The organism is uncultured Paraglaciecola sp. (assembly GCF_913058035.1).
Taxonomy (GTDB): Bacteria; Pseudomonadota; Gammaproteobacteria; order Enterobacterales; family Alteromonadaceae; genus Paraglaciecola.
In genome coordinates this window covers 1-16037 of the sequence record NZ_CAJXPA010000112.1, presented here as the reverse complement: position 1 = coordinate 16037, position 16037 = coordinate 1, and the positions used below count along the sequence as shown (strand labels likewise).

Below are 16037 nucleotides of genomic sequence, written 5' to 3'. Positions count from 1 at the left end.
TGTCAGAGACGTCCAGTATATCTTGTATTAACCTACCCTATGTCAAAAGTGACTTAGGGACAATTGGTAAGCCAATTGATTGCGTAACGATGAAACTTTCTAAAGAAGGTGAAATTTTAATTAAAGGTGATGCCATATTCAGCGAATATTATCGAGATACTGAAACCACCTTAGAATCGTTTACCGATGGTTGGTTTCACACGGGTGATTGTGGTGAAATTACTGCCTCTGGTGCATTTAAAATTGTTGGCCGAATAAAAGATAAATTTAAAACTAGCAAAGGAAAATATGTCACGCCCGTCCCTATTGAAAGTCTTCTAAGCGCCAATACTGATATAGATCAAGTTTGTGTGATGGGATCAGGTTTAAAGCAACCTATAGCAATTGTGGTGTTAAATAATTCAATTTCAAAAGAAAATACTGAGGCCGTTGAAAAATTAAAAAACATATTAATAGACGTAAATAATGAATTGGAAAGACACCAAAAATTAGATTACATACTCGTCTGTTCTGACGTATGGGATATAGATAACGGGCTACTAACACCCACGTTAAAAATTAAACGAAACGCTATTGAACAAAAGTATATGCAATTAATAAATGGTGAGTTACTCGGTGATATTATTTGGGAATCCGATATAGCTAGCATATAAAATGTGAGCTAATTCTGTTGATGGTAAACACATTTATAATAATCAAAATTCGACAAACGAATTGAGTTTAAAGCAGACATTAGGTTTGGCTGAAAAGTAGCTTCCGATTTGTCTACGATTAAGACATAGCCAAAGTATTATTATATATTGATAAGCAGCTAATAAAAAAGCCCAAACATTACTGTTCGGGCTTCGTTTAAATGAAGAGCTGATGTAATAAAACTGACATCATGCCGCCCATTGAGCTGTAGGCTATTGATATTAAATGGATAATAAAAAAATTTAAAACGGCACCCCACTTTTGACCCCTTCAATGATGCAACTCTGTGCACCCTTTTAATAAATTCCATCAGTTAGTGTAAATGAGGGACAAAGGATGACTAATTAGCTTAAATCGACATTTTTGAATTAAAAATCCAATGACAAGATTACGGCAAAAGGAGACGTACGCCGTTCAAAATTGTACGGGAAGAATTTGTCAGATATAGTCGAAGCGGTGGCTCGATATAACTAGTTTTGACACTCTGGTTTGCCACCTTTACGGACGGTCACGAGATTTGATTTTTTACAAAGTCAGGCATCAAAGTGTTCATTGGAACAACAATGAAGTCAAAAAGCTAAAAGATCTAAAAGGAGAGCACTGGTTACAATGAAAAGGAGCGGTGTTTAGGGCGCTTGTTTTAAATTTTGTTAAAACAGCTGATTAAAAGACGAAAAAGCGCAAATTTTCAATCCCTCAAGGACATTAAAGAGAGGTAAATATCGAAAACATGAGGCAACATTTATCGTTATTTATGAAAAATGAAACTTTATTTTATTTATACTCATGGCAAATGCCATTCCTTTTACTTGTTAACACCTTAGGAATTAGAAAAGTAATTATCAGAACATCCCATATCTTAAGCGATTTGAAATAGTGGGGCTGATTAAATTTTGTTTTGTATATATGCTTCTATTCATATTATTTAGACATATAAAACGCCTGAAAACCATCAGTTAACAAGCGTTATATTAGTATATTTCAGGTTGTCCTAGAACGAATAACCTACACTAAAAGTGACTGTTCTAGGTAAAATAAATCTCCCATTCGGTGCTGTTGGATTACGAGGATCTCCTTCAGTTAAAGCATCTTCATCTGTTATGTTTTGTATCGCCAAATTCATATTTAAACCACTGTCATTAGCAACAGTTAACCCTATATCTAGACTTTCGTAACCATCTAACACTACTGTGTTACCGGGATCAGCGAATCTGTCATCAACTATAGATAATGTGCCATATAATGTTGAGTAGAAATGTTCCATTTCAAAGTCATAGCTAGGTGTGACTCGTAACTGGAAACTGGGTTGACGCTGTGCTTCATTACCAATGATTGTCGCATCTGCAGACTCAACCACTTCTGAATCTTGAATGGTTGCATTGAGTGAGACTGCGAACCCGTTATCAGCGAAATAGGCTGCATCTAATTCAATACCCATCGCTTCTGTTGCGAATAAATTAGATGCGCCACCAGGTATGGGTGTTTGAGAGCTTTCTACTTCATTGTAAAAACCTGTTGCATAAACGTTGTAATTTGAAGTGGCGAGTTTGTAACCTAACTCAAATTGAACTACATCAGAGATGAGGTCGTTGCCGTTTGAATAACTGCCGAAATTATCACGAAAATCATCAAAGTAAGGCATTTTACTACCTTCACTATAGCGAGTGAACACACCTGAATCTTTTTCAAACTGCCAGTTCACACCAAGGGTATAGGCAACATCAGATTCATTATATTGAACCGCCTTGGTTATTACTCCGTCCAAACCTTCATCTACACTGTATTCAATTTCATGACTTTCGTTTCTTATACCGATATCAGCACTCAGGTCATCACTAAATTGATAGTCTAGAGCAGCATAAATCGCTGTGGTGTTACCATCACCGGTACTGTTGATATCGTAGTTCCAGCCGCAACCAGCAACACTGACATTACATGCAATACCTGTTAAGGCCTCACCGCCACTTTGCACCACGTGATAGGCGTGATTACCCAATGCCCACCAGTCATTTGCAGAATAACTAGAACTGAAGAGCCCAACAGAAGCTTTGATGGTATCGGTGGTCTTAGTGAAGGCCAAATCATTAGTGAAAGACTCGATGTCTTTACGCACAATCCAACGCCCAAGCTGTTGAACAACAGTATTACCATCATAGGTATTACCTGTGACAGAACCAGTAGCTGAACCACCACTATCAGCAACTGTTGAAAGCGCTACTGGGTCGCCATTTGTCACTAAACCTAAGGTATCAGCTTCACCTTTTGTAAAAGAGAAACGGTCAACAAACGACCAGCCGCCACCTAAGTCTAAGTTAATGCTTCCACCAGAAACTGAACCATCCCAGCCACGGCCTTCGCCAAAATCAAAGCTTTCTCTTGTGGTGTCGGTATCTGGTCCGTAGTTGATGGTTGCTTGTCTGTTTAATGTACCCAAATGTACAAAGCTGTTATCCACGCCATCTATTAGAGGAGAAGGTGTGTACCAAACACCATGATCATCGGTAATACGGGTGTAAAGGTTAATTTTACCGTTGTCTAATTCTTTGGTTAAATTGATAGTAAATTGATTACCTTTCTCAGAGGTGAAACCAGCGTCTCTTACACCAGAGCTTTGTTGTACGTAACCACCAATCATGTAATAAAAGTCTTCAGCTAGCGCACCACTTAATACGGCATCAATGCGTTGTAACCCATAGTCTGAAGTGGTGTATTTAAATGTTCCTTCGGTGACTTCGCTACCTTCTTTAAGCAGAAAATTAGTGGTTAATCCAGGTTGCCCATTTGATAAAACTGAAGCCGGTCCACCACGTAATGCATCCATAAACGCGATAGTTTCGTCGACGCGAAATAATGTTGAGTTTTCAAGAAAAGAGACTGAAGGAGGTGTGTATATGCCAACACCTTGAAGTTGCACGGTTAAAAATGGTGCGTCACCGCCAGTAGGAAAGCCACGTACAAATACGTTGGCGCCTGATACACCGCCAGAGCTTTCAGCCCAAACACCGGGTATGGCTCTAAATAGTTCGGCCGTGCTTTTAGGTGCTAATTTTAGAATATCTTCAGCGCTTAAAGCTGTTGATGCGTAGCTCGCGTCTACCTTTCTAATCGCAGTACCACTTGCGGTACCCGTTACGATGATTTGCTCAATAAAGTCTGTTTTAGCAATTTCGTTTGGTGCTTCTTCTTGAGCCATAACTGGGTTTGCCATGATAAGCGCAATACTGATTGGAAGTAATTTTTTATGGAATGTTTTAGTTTTCATTTTTGTTACCTAACATGTGTGAATGTGTGCCTGATGTAAACCATATGTAAAAATGCAATCGATTGCAATTATTTTATGCAATCGATTGAAATTATTTTCAATTAACACAAATATGCTAAAGTAGAGCAATGTTTGGTGAGTAACCACAAATACCTTTTAACTGACTTATTGAGTATGAATACACCTTGAAAACAGATAAAAAACTAACACTCGCTGATATTGCCAAGTTGGCAGGTGTCTCTACATCCACGGCATCAAGGGCTTTGAACGACAATCCCGTTATTAAAAAAGCCACCAGAGACAAGATAAAGGCCTTAGCAAGTCAGTATAATTTTAGCATTAATGCTGCTGCTAGCCGTTTGCGTACACAAAAAACCAACGTAATTGCGGTGATCTTGAATTTGATTGACCATACCGAACAAAGCATCAGCGACCCTTTTTTACTCAAAGTAGTGGGTGAACTTAATCAGGCACTTAACAATAAGGGCTACGAATTGTTACTGTCGAATTCCTTTATGGCGTCTGATGATTGGGCTAATTATTTTCTGACCAGCAGCCGAGCGGATGGCATCATTGTTGTTGGCCAAGGTAAAAGTGATGAGAAAATTGATGCGGTGGCCCGCACTGGTTTACCTATGGTGGTTTGGGGCGATCCTACATCAGGTGTTGATTATACGGTAGTAGGCAGTGATAACAAGTTAGGGGGTTATATTGCGACCAAACATTTAATAGACAATGGATGTAAAAAAATCTTGTTTTTAGGAGATCCAGAACATTTAGAATTGGCTGAACGCTATAAAGGGTATCGTCAGGCTTTGTCTGAAGCAGGCGGCATACTTGAAGACCGATTAACGTTATCTATTGATATTACTAGCACCGCGGCCTATGAAAAAATCAGTGAAACAATTTTACACCATGGTTTATTTTTTGATGGCATCGTCACCTCTAGCGATATGGTCGCTTTAGGCGCGCTTAAGGCTTTAAAAGAGCGCTATATAGGCATTCCTAACGAGGTCTCTATCGTTGGGTTTGATGATATCGCGATGGCTGAGTTTTTTCATCCTTCTCTAACTACTATCAGGCAAAACGTAAAAGAAGCGGCAGAAGTGATGGTTAATCAGTTGGTGCGTCAATTTGAAGGCAAACCCACTCAATCTACCGTGATTGATATTGAGTTAATCCCTCGCAACTCTACTAGGCACTAAATATTAAATTTAGTAAGTTATAAAATGCAATCGATTGCATATATTCGATGTTGCATATAGACTAACGTCATTAAGTGCTTATGAGTAGAGTGTATATGTCCAGATTGCTTGTTATTGGTGCGATTGCAGCCTGTTATTTTATGTTCGCCATTATGTTGAATAGTGTCGGTACCGTTATTTTACAATCCATAAACAGCTTTGGTATCAGCAAACCAGATGCCAGCACGCTCGAAGGTTTTAAAGATTTATCTATCGCCCTAGTATCTTTCTTGGTTGCCTCTTTTATTCCAAGAATGGGCTACAAGGTTGCGATGTTAATAGGATTATTATTGGCGGCAGTCGCCTGTTTGGTCACACCTATTTGGGGTGACTTTATTGCAATAAAAGTGTTGTTCGCCTGCATTGGCACTTCGTTTGCGTTGGTTAAAGTGTCTGTTTATTCTCTTGTCGGTCAGCTAACCCATGACACGCGCTCCCATTCCTCTTTGCTTAACACCATTGAAGGTATTTTTATGCTGGGCGTGTTGTCTGGATATTGGATTTTCAGCGCTTATATTAACCCAGATGCACCCACTTCACTTGATTGGCTCAACGTATATTATTTATTAGCGGCCGTGCTGTTTATCACCGCCTGTATTGTTTTCTTCTCACCGATCCAGAAAACTCCAGTTGAACAACAGCCTAATGGGATGATCCAAGAATTTGTTGAGATGCTGAAATTGGCATATAAGCCACTAGTTTTGGTGTTTGTGTTATCTGTTTTTCTGTATGTATTAATCGAACAAGGAATTGGCACTTGGTTACCGACTTTTAATAGTGAGGTATTACATCTACCCGTTGATGTAAGTGTGCAAATAACCAGTATTTTCGCAGCTATGATAGCTATCGGTAGATTGATGGCTGGGCAGATATTGAAATACGTAAATTGGTATTTGTTCTTGAATGTCTGTATCGCCATGATGGCAATTTTAATGATATTAAGCCTACCTCTTGCTGATGACATTAACCCCAGTGTTACCACTGGTATTTTTACAGCACCCATCGCGGCTTATCTTTTACCCTTGGCTGGGCTGATGATGGCACCCATTTATCCGATTATTAACTCTGTGATGTTGAGTTCTTTAGAGAAGGCTAAGCATGCACAAATGACCGGGCTGATAGTGGTGTTTTCTGCATTGGGCGGCACAACAGGCTCCATTATTACCGGTCTGGTTTTTGATACTTTTGGTGGCAAGAACGCCTTCTACTTATCACTGTTTCCCATGGCACTGCTTGCGATGACTTTGTTTTTCTTCCGCAATTCGACAAATAAGTTGTCTTCCACCACCACGGGGAATGGAAACTAATGACCATGTCAGATACAAATAGTGGCAAACAAAATCTAAAGCAAAGCTTAGACTTCTTCGACAGCCGTTTATTTCACGATGTGCAACTAGCCAGAATATTTGCAGATAGCAAAACATTTGCAGACGCCTATCCTAAATTATCATTGCCTGAAATATACGCTGTTTATGAAAAAGCACAGGCAACTGAAGCGTTTGATCTGACAACTTTTATTCATCAGCACTTCGTTATTCCTGACACGATATTACTTACCAACGATACCGATAAAGCTTCGGTAAAAAGTTATATTGAATCCCTTTGGCCAAAGCTTGAAAAACAGCCTAATAATATAGCCTTATGCTCTTTATTACCGCTTTCTCATCCTTATGTTGTGCCCGGGGGCAGGTTTCGTGAAATCTATTACTGGGACAGTTACTTTACCTCTTTGGGTTTAAATGAGTCGGGACGGCAAGATATTATTCAGTCAATGATCTTAAATTTTATTGATTTACAGGACACTTTGGGTTGTATACCCAATGGCAATCGCAGCTATTTCAACAGCCGTTCTCAGCCTCCTGTATTAGGATTGATGGTTGAAATATCACTACAAAATTTTGAGAAGAATCAGACTGAAGCTAGAAACCAATTTCTAAAACATTGCGTTCAAGGATTAGACAAAGAATACCAATTTTGGATGCATGGTAAAGAAAGGTTAAATGCCGATACAACCGCAATCAAACGTGTCGTAAAAATGCCAAACGGCGTGTGTTTAAATCGTTACTGGGACGACAGTACACAGCCTAGGCCTGAATCATATCGAGAAGATATCGAGGCCGCAGAAAATATTACTGCTGCTAACAGAGCTGATTTTTACCGGAACATCCGCGCGGCCTGCGAATCAGGTTGGGATTTTAGTTCAAGATGGTTAGCTGACCAAGATGACTTATCTACAATTCAAACAACACACATTGTGCCTATTGATCTTAACTGTTTGTTGTACAAATTAGAGATGTTACTGAGTCAATTTTATGCTGAGTTATTTGAAACGGATCTCAGTGTGAAATTTGCCGAATATGCGCAAATTCGAAGTGATGCGATCAACCAATATTTGTGGGATGAACAAAGTTGTTTTTATTATGATTTTGATTTTATCCAAGGTAAAAAAACGCCAATTCAATCGTTAGCTGCCTGCTTACCTCTCTTTAGCCAAATTGCATCAAAACAACAAGCAAAACACATTGCACTCAAACTCAAAAATTCGTTCCTATTGGAAGGTGGTCTTGTGACGACACTGAATGACAGTGCGCAACAGTGGGATGCTCCAAATGGATGGGCACCCCTGCAATGGTTCGCGGTAGTGGGGTTAATGAATTATGGGTTTGACAAGCTATCGCTGAAAATAATGAATCGCTGGATGGCGACAGTGGAGCAACAATTTATTACCGATAACAACATGATGGAAAAATATAATGTGCAACATAGTCAGCATGTTGCCAAGGGTGGAGAGTACGAAGTACAACATGGCTTTGGTTGGACAAATGGAGTCGCATTGGCGTTCTATAAACTGTTAGAAGCTCATAATTCGTAGACGACTATAGAGCGCACTTGTCATGTTTTTTCTGAGTGAATTTGAGTATCAAATCTAGTTTTTTTATAAATGCATCAACCGTAATGCCGCCAACGACACCGAGATATATTTATGGCAAGTATGATGAATAAAATTCTGGAAACGTAGATTTTAAATATACACCTATAATGAAAGTCTGCCAGGCTCTGCTATCAATTTATCATTAATATTCTAGTAAAACGCGCGTTGAGATACGGCGAAATACGTAAAATTTTTGAGCTTGCCGAGGTATTTTTCAATAGCCATAAGATGCCAGTGAACAATCCAAGTTAGGTAGATTCGGTATTTATTAGAGGGATCCCTACAGCGTTTAATTTAAACAAAAATACTGAAGGACAAGGAATATTAAGTTGTTATAAAAAATCTTGATTCTGTAGTATTAACGTCGAATATGTTGAGATTAAATCGTCATTTTTCATAAAATAACAATACAGGTAGTCTGACACAGAGGGTAATGCTCAACGCCTCGAATGCCCGCTAACTCGCACAGTAAACCAGTAAGAGTCCTAAAAATCAGCGACCGTTTCTTGAGCGCTCGGACTTGTCATACAATCAACTTTGATGATGGGCGTCTAACTGCCCATTCCCGTCATTCTGCATAAAGAATCAGCTTAAAACGAAACTCCATTTTATACTCTACAATATTCTATAATCACGGTGTTGTTAGACCAAATAATTAGCAAAGAAAGAACCAATAAAAAAGCCCGCAGACTATAAATCTGCGAGCTTTGAAACCTTCACATTGAAACCTTCACATTGAAACCTGATGCTATGCAATTACATCATGCCGCCCATCGGGCTATAAAGCATTGTAAGTATTATGAAAATAATAAACCTTGAAAATGGTACCCACTTTATACCCCTTGAATCATGCAACCCTATGCAATGCATACAGATGATTTTATAGTTCGATTAATAGAGAAAGTGATACTAAGGATATTTTATTTAAAGTATGTATGTTCAAGCTAATCTGTATTTTGTGCTCTAGCAATACGAATAAGCGCTCTGATGGTTTTTTTGAATGGTTTAAAACATATTAATACTTATGCTTATTTTGATAAACCTGTTTTCAATCGCAAGCTAATGCTTAGAACTTGATGAAGAGATGATAATTGTTAACATATAAGGAATAAACACTAGTTAACTGGGGGTATAGTTAACTAAAAGGAAACACTAATTTCGTAAACTCCTTGGAGATGGTATGGGACAGCTTGAAGATATGCATATTTTTCTGCGTGTTGTTGAAACGGGCGGCATTACCAAAGCTGCAGAGCAAATGAATATTGCTAAATCAGCGGTGAGCAAACGTTTAGCCTCACTAGAACACAAACTTGGTATCAAGTTAATAAATCGCACCACCCGTATGGCTAGTATTACCGAAGCTGGCCAACATTATTATCAACGCAGTAAATTAATTTTTGATGACGTTGAAGAGTTAAATAGCCAAACTTATAATAGAACAAGAGCATTACAAGGAACGCTAAATATTGCCGTACCTTTATCATTCGGGCTTAGTCACTTGGCTCCGGCACTTGATCTTTTTTTTAAAGAGCATGCTGATTTAAAATTGAAGATTAATTTTTCTGATCAAAGAATAGATATTATTGAGCAGGGAGTAGACTTGGCATTTCGTATTGGTCAATTAGATAATTCTTCCATGCAGGCTAGAAAAATAGCCCCTATTAAACATGTGTTATGTGCTAGCCCCGAATATTTAAAATTACATGGCGAGCCAAAGAGCCCTGATGATCTCAAGCGACATAAAATACTTAAATATGGCAGCCCCGATCAAAATGGCCTTAAATTCTTAACTCAGGACGGTAAAGAACAAGTTGTGTATCTTGAGCCACATTTTATCGCTAATAATGGAGACTTTCTTAAATCTTTAGCTGAATCCAATCACGGGATCAGCTACTTACCCACCTTTATCGTCTGGCAGTCGCTGGCAACGCAAACTTTAGTCCCTGTGTTAAAACAGTATCAACTGCAAACCATGCATGCTTATGCCGTTTACCCACCCAATAGGCATTTACCGCTTAAAGTACGTAGTTTGATCGATTTCCTAATTGAACAATTTGGTGACAAGCCTTATTGGGATCAGCCTTAATCACAAATATGTTTATCGCCGCACCAAAACATTATTCTCCAAATGGAAACAATGATTTCTTTTATCTTATGTTTATCCATTTTTAGTTTACTAATAAGATTACCTCATCAACCCAGCAAGTCGTTTTAACCAATACCTAAAACGGCCGTAATAAAAATTTTAGTAAACTACATTTGGAGATTTATCATGAATACATTACAAATTTTTGCAGCACCAACAGGTCGTTTTTTCTTAGCCATCATGTTTTTTATGTCGGGACTAACAAAGATATCACAGTATGCAGGCACTCAAGGTTACATGGAGGCAATGGGCGTTCCAGGCTTTTTATTACCGCTGGTTATTTTAACTGAGGCGTTTGGTGGCTTAGCGATTATTTTAGGTTGGAAAACAAAATATGTCGCCCTTGCATTAGCTGGTTTCACTGTGTTGTCTGCAATACTTTTTCATGCCGATTTTAGCAATCAAGCAGAGATGACTAACTTTATGAAAAATATCGCCATTGCAGGTGGTTTCTTAACGTTATTTGTTCATGGTGCAGGTGCTTATTCACTTGATAATCGTGCTAACAAAAAACCTGTTTAATTGATGATCTACGAAGGGTGATAATTTCTATTGCCCTTGATATAGCTAATTTTATATTCGAAGAATTTTAGGAGTAGACAATGGGACTTTTAGTTGAAGGCAAGTGGCAAAATGAATGGTACGACACAAAATCAACCGGTGGCCGCTTTGAGCGTAAAGCTCCCAGTTTTCGTAACTGGATAACAAAAGATGGCAGTGCTGGCCCTTCAGGTATTAGCGGTTTTAAAGCTGAGCCCAGCCGCTACCATCTATATGTATCATTAGCCTGCCCTTGGGCACATCGCACCATTATCTATCGCAAACTTAAAGGCTTAGAAGGCATGATTTCAATGTCGGTAGTGAATGCTTTTATGGGCGACGAAGGTTGGACATTCGAACCCGGTGAAGGCGTAGTACCCGATCCGATTCATAATACCTTATACGTCCATGAAATTTATACGGCCGCTCAAGCTGATTATACTGGTCGAGTGACGGTCCCCATTTTATGGGATAAGAAAACCAATACTATTGTCAGTAATGAGTCTCCTGAAATTATTCGTATGTTTAATTCAGCATTTGATGAAGTGGGCGCATTACCCGGTGATTTTTCACCGCCAGAATTATTAGCTGAAATCGACGAATTAAATGAATTCATTTATCCAACCATTAACAACGGTGTTTATCGCGCTGGCTTTGCTACCACTCAAGAAGCGTATAACGAAGCGGTAGTTGAGGTCTTTGATGCCCTTGATACCTTAGAAACACGCTTAGAAAAGCGTCGTTACTTAACGGGCAATACTATTACCGAAGCCGATTGGCGACTTTTTACTACTTTAGTGCGTTTTGATGCAGTTTATGTGGGTCATTTTAAATGCAATTTACGCCGTATTGCTGATTACCCAAATATTTGGAGTTATGTACGAGATTTATATCAAGTACCAGGCATTGCTGAGACTGTGGCAATGGATTATATCAAAGCACATTATTATGGTAGTCACGAAACCATTAATCCAACACGCATTATACCTACGGGGCCTTATATTGATTTTGACTCAGCCCATAACCGTGAACGGTTAAGCTAGGTTAGGCTAAGTTTTAATTGGCTAAAAAGGAAAAGATAATGGGAAAATTAATTAATGGTAACTGGCTTAATGATGAACAGGTACTCTCATTTGAGCAGCAGCAATATAAAGAAGCCAATGGTCGATTTCAACGAGGCACTGCACAATTTCGAAACTGGATCACCGCTGATGGCAGTGCCGGAGTTTCAGGAGAAAGCGGTTTCAAGGCAGAGGCGGATCGTTATCACCTTTTTGCTGCACTTAACTGTCCGTGGGCGCATCGCACTTTAATTTATCGAAGTGTTAAGCAACTTGAAAACGTTATTTCGCTCTCACTGGTTAAGCCCTTACGCACCGAAAATGGTTGGGTATTTACTGGTGATGATACAAGTGCTGATACTCGCTTTACAGATACCCTGCTGGGATTATCTGCCCTACATGAATTGTACGTAAAAGCTGTCCCTGATTATAGTGGTCGCGTGACCGTACCGGTACTTTGGGATAAACAGCAGAATAAGATTGTTAGTACGGAATCATCGGAAATCATTCGCATGTTTAATCGTGCTTTTAATGACATTACTGGTGACGCTCAGAACTTTTATCCAGACGCATTAGCCCAGGAAATTGATGAGCTTAATGACTACATTTATCAAAATATTAATAATGGGGTTTATCAAACGGGTTTTGCCAGAACACAAGGCGCTTATGATGAGTCTGTTGTCAAAGTATTTACAGCCCTTGATAAACTTGAGCAGCGTTTATCGAATAACAAATACCTTTTAGGTAACAATATTACCGAAGCTGATTGGCGTTTATTACCCACACTGGTACGTTTTGATGTTGGGTATTTCACTGCGTTCAAATGTAATTTGCGAGCGTTAAGGGATTACCCTCATTTATCTCGATACCTTCAGGATGTTGTTAACTTACCCAATGTTGGCAAAACCATTGAGCTTGATGTGTATCGTAAAGGCTATAACTCGGTCAGCCCGTTACGCAATCCACACGGTATTGTGCCCATTGGATTAGAGTCCGCTTTTTCTTATTAAAATGGTTAGGGGCATAGTAAAGGTCAATAATAAATACGTTATTAATGCTTAGAGTTAACTATGAATATGCTTAAACCGGATAAACAAGATAGCTTTGTCACTGAGACACGTGGCTTGTGTGGCTATTAATACTTGGGCATGCAATGGCAGCGCAATATCATCATTTTGTTAAAAAAGCCCGAACGTTAAAGAAAAAAACCTTTGATAAGTAAACTTAGAATTGACTAGATATAAACCACAACTAGCAAAAGGAAGCAACAATGACTAACCCTATAATCGCAGCGATAGCACCCAAAAAAGTGAGTCTTAATCAGGGGGAAGAATATTACTTTTGTAGCTGTGGCCGTTCGAATAACCAGCCTTTTTGCGACGGTTCTCATGCGGGGACTGACTTTAAACCCAAAGCCTTTACTGCCCAAGAAAGCGGTGATGCTTATTTATGCCAATGCAAGCATACGGCCAATAGCCCTTTTTGTGATGGCAGCCATAAACAATTTGATAAAGAGCAGGTTGGCAAAGAAGGACCTGGCGTGCAAATTCAAGTGGTTAATGTCAGTAACATTCCGACTGCTAGCGCAACCAAGGAAGAGCCCACTGTTGAATTAATTCATCAACTGGCTCGAGAAGGATTATCTAAGATGGGACATCATGGTCCCATGACATCGATGGGGGTGCCACGTTATCAATTACCACACTGGGATGACCTACAGATAATGGTGGCACAAATGGCCAACAAACCATTGATGGAACATGTCGCCGTTAACACCGAACTAGTGATTGGCCCTAAGGCCAAAAAACCACTTAAACTTAGTATACCGCTATTTGTCTCAGATATGAGTTTTGGGGCGCTTTCTGAAGAAGCCAAAATTGCTCTGGCAACGGGGGCGGAACTCGCAGGAACAGGTATTTGCTCGGGAGAAGGTGGCATGTTGCCTGAAGAGCAGGCAGCGAACTCAAAATATTTTTACGAGCTGGCAAGTGCGGGATTTGGCTATGATGAGTCTACACTCAAAAATGTTCAGGCATTTCATTTTAAAGGAGGACAAGGTGCAAAAACGGGAACAGGTGGCCATTTACCCGGTAACAAAAATACAGGTAGAATTGCCGAAGTTCGCGGTATTGAGGAAGGTACCCCCGCCATTTCTCCACCAACGTTTAAAGATTTACACACGGCAGCAGACTTTAAAAAGTTTGCCGATCGTGTGCGTGAAGTCACCGGCGGTATTCCCATTGGATTTAAACTCAGTGCCAATCATATCGAAGAGGATATTCAATTCGCATTAGATGCCAGTGCTGATTACATTATTTTGGATGGCCGAGGTGGCGGTACAGGTGCTGCACCTGAAATGTTTAGGGATCACATTAGTGTGCCAACAATCCCAGCCCTTGCTCGCGCTAGAAAGTATTTAGACGAACAAGACGCGAGTGGACGAGTCACGCTAATTATTACTGGTGGTTTAAGAGTTCCTATCGACTTTGTTAAAGCCTTAGCCTTAGGTGCAGATGGTGTCGCCGTATCAAACAGTGCTATGCAGGCTATAGGCTGTGTAGCCGCAAGAATGTGTAATACCAATAATTGTCCTGCGGGTATTGCTACGCAGAAAAAAGATTTGCGCCAGCGCTTAAATGTTGAAAAATCCGCAGTTCAGCTGAAAAACTTCTTCGAAGCCTCCTCTGAATTAATGTCAGTCATGGCAAGAGCATGTGGTCACGATTCTTTTGAAAAGTTCAATAGACATGACTTAGCTACTTGGCACAGGGAAATGGCACTACTTGCTGGCGTAAAGTATTCAGGGATGGGTAGTTAAAGATGAACTAGTCACGGTGGAATTAAACAAATCATTAGCAATGAAAAAATCATCAAAAAAGCCCGCAGATTATAAAACCTGCGGGCTTTAAAAGTGTCACATTACAAGCTTATGCAATGTTATGCACGGCTATGTAATTACATCATGCCGCCCATACCACCCATACCGCCGCCCATATCAGGCATAGCAGGTGCTGCGTCTTGTGGTGCATCAGTAATCATGCATTCAGTGGTAATCATCAAGCTTGCGATTGATGCAGCGAACTGTAGTGCTGAACGAACAACTTTAGTTGGATCCAAAATACCCATTTCGATCATATCGCCGTAGGTATCGTTCGCTGCGTTAAAGCCGAAGTTACCTTCGCCATTTTTAACAGCATTGGTCACAACTGATGCTTCTGCTCCGGCGTTAGCCGCTATTTGACGCATTGGTGCTTCCATTGCACGTAACAATAATTTGATACCGTGTGTTTGGTCTTCGTTGTCGCCTTTAAGAGTACCAACAATAGTTGCGGCACGCACTAGAGCGACACCACCGCCAGGTACTACACCTTCTTCAACCGCTGCGCGAGTAGCATGAAGAGCATCTTCAACACGAGCTTTTTTCTCTTTCATTTCGACTTCAGTGGCTGCGCCAACTTTAATTACTGCAACACCGCCGGCTAATTTAGCAAGACGTTCTTGAAGTTTTTCTTTGTCGTAGTCTGAAGTAGATTCTTCGATTTGTGAGCGTATTTGTGAAATACGTCCTTTAATCGCTGTTTCTTCACCGGCACCATCAACAATAATAGTATTGTCTTTATTTACTACTACACGTTTTGCTGTACCAAGATCTTCTAATGTTACTTTTTCAAGTTCAAGACCAATTTCTTCAGAAATTACAGTACCACCAGTTAAGGTCGCAATGTCTTGTAACATGGCTTTACGACGGTCACCAAATCCAGGTGCTTTAACCGCTGCAACTTTCACAATGCCACGCATGTTGTTAACAACAAGTGTTGCTAGTGCTTCGCCTTCAACGTCTTCTGCGATAAGTAAAAGAGGCTTAGATGCTTTTGCTACAGCTTCGAGAGTAGGCAACATTTCACGAATGTTGGTAACTTTTTTGTCAACCAATAAAATGAATGGGTTATCTAGTTCAACTGTACCATTTTCTTGATTGTTCATGAAATATGGAGATAGGTAACCGCGGTCGAACTGCATACCTTCAACTACTTCAAGCTCGTTTTGAAGTGCTTGGCCTTCTTCAACAGTGATTACACCTTCTTTACCTACTTTTTCCATTGCTTCAGCGATTAGCTCGCCTACTTCAAGATCAGAGTTGGCAGAAATAGTGCCTACC

General features: G+C 39.9%; 10 protein-coding genes and 1 pseudogene. 9 read left to right on the top strand and 2 right to left on the bottom strand.

Annotated features, from left to right (window positions below; translation table 11 throughout):
* A pseudogene (locus QZ562_RS14250) lies at positions 1 to 653 on the top strand (AMP-binding protein); the annotation flags it as partial.
* A 1031-nt stretch (positions 654 to 1684) separates the two neighbouring features.
* On the opposite strand, the gene QZ562_RS14245 reads toward QZ562_RS14250, so the two are convergent.
* Positions 1685 to 3955: a TonB-dependent receptor gene (locus tag QZ562_RS14245; protein ID WP_293761413.1), complete on the bottom strand. Its 2271-nt coding sequence runs from the start codon at positions 3953 to 3955 to the stop codon at positions 1685 to 1687.
* A 185-nt stretch (positions 3956 to 4140) separates the two neighbouring features.
* Here QZ562_RS14245 and QZ562_RS14240 point away from each other — a divergent pair, with 185 nt between their 5' ends.
* From QZ562_RS14240 to QZ562_RS14205, 8 genes are all read left to right on the top strand, one after another.
* Positions 4141 to 5160: a LacI family DNA-binding transcriptional regulator gene (locus tag QZ562_RS14240; RefSeq protein WP_293761411.1), complete on the top strand. Its 1020-nt coding sequence runs from the start codon at positions 4141 to 4143 to the stop codon at positions 5158 to 5160.
* Positions 5161 to 5255: 95 nt separating this feature from the next.
* On the top strand, positions 5256 to 6506 hold the full coding sequence (locus QZ562_RS14235) for an MFS transporter (protein ID WP_293761408.1): 1251 nt from the start codon (positions 5256 to 5258) through the stop codon (positions 6504 to 6506).
* 5 nt (positions 6507 to 6511) lie between these two features.
* Positions 6512 to 8071: an alpha,alpha-trehalase TreF gene (gene treF / locus QZ562_RS14230; RefSeq protein WP_293761406.1), complete on the top strand. Its 1560-nt coding sequence runs from the start codon at positions 6512 to 6514 to the stop codon at positions 8069 to 8071.
* A gap of 1240 nt (positions 8072 to 9311) precedes the next feature.
* Entirely contained in the window at positions 9312 to 10217 is a 906-nt protein-coding gene (locus QZ562_RS14225; protein ID WP_293761404.1) for a LysR family transcriptional regulator, read from the top strand.
* 186 nt (positions 10218 to 10403) lie between these two features.
* A complete protein-coding gene (locus QZ562_RS14220) occupies positions 10404 to 10799 on the top strand; it encodes a DoxX family protein (RefSeq protein ID WP_293761402.1) in 396 nt (131 codons plus the stop codon).
* Positions 10800 to 10879: 80 nt separating this feature from the next.
* On the top strand, positions 10880 to 11860 hold the full coding sequence (locus QZ562_RS14215; protein ID WP_293761399.1) for a glutathione S-transferase family protein: 981 nt from the start codon (positions 10880 to 10882) through the stop codon (positions 11858 to 11860).
* Between the two features lie 38 nt (positions 11861 to 11898).
* A complete protein-coding gene (locus tag QZ562_RS14210; protein ID WP_293761397.1) occupies positions 11899 to 12888 on the top strand; it encodes a glutathione S-transferase family protein in 990 nt (329 codons plus the stop codon).
* Positions 12889 to 13148: 260 nt separating this feature from the next.
* Positions 13149 to 14696: a glutamate synthase-related protein gene (locus QZ562_RS14205; protein WP_293761395.1), complete on the top strand. Its 1548-nt coding sequence runs from the start codon at positions 13149 to 13151 to the stop codon at positions 14694 to 14696.
* Between the two features lie 137 nt (positions 14697 to 14833).
* On the opposite strand, the gene groL is transcribed toward QZ562_RS14205, so the two are convergent.
* Positions 14834 to 16037 (bottom strand): chaperonin GroEL (gene groL / locus QZ562_RS14200; protein ID WP_293761393.1); only part of this gene is annotated, 1204 nt, incomplete at its 5' end.

Coding starts and splice junctions, on each gene's coding strand:
- QZ562_RS14245 (WP_293761413.1), bottom strand. CDS start 3,955: ATGAAAACTAAAACATTCCATAAAAAATTACTTCCAATCAGTATTGCG.
- QZ562_RS14235 (WP_293761408.1), top strand. CDS start 5,256: ATGTCCAGATTGCTTGTTATTGGTGCGATTGCAGCCTGTTATTTTATG.
- treF (WP_293761406.1), top strand. CDS start 6,512: ATGTCAGATACAAATAGTGGCAAACAAAATCTAAAGCAAAGCTTAGAC.
- QZ562_RS14225 (WP_293761404.1), top strand. CDS start 9,312: ATGGGACAGCTTGAAGATATGCATATTTTTCTGCGTGTTGTTGAAACG.
- QZ562_RS14220 (WP_293761402.1), top strand. CDS start 10,404: ATGAATACATTACAAATTTTTGCAGCACCAACAGGTCGTTTTTTCTTA.
- QZ562_RS14215 (WP_293761399.1), top strand. CDS start 10,880: ATGGGACTTTTAGTTGAAGGCAAGTGGCAAAATGAATGGTACGACACA.
- QZ562_RS14210 (WP_293761397.1), top strand. CDS start 11,899: ATGGGAAAATTAATTAATGGTAACTGGCTTAATGATGAACAGGTACTC.
- QZ562_RS14205 (WP_293761395.1), top strand. CDS start 13,149: ATGACTAACCCTATAATCGCAGCGATAGCACCCAAAAAAGTGAGTCTT.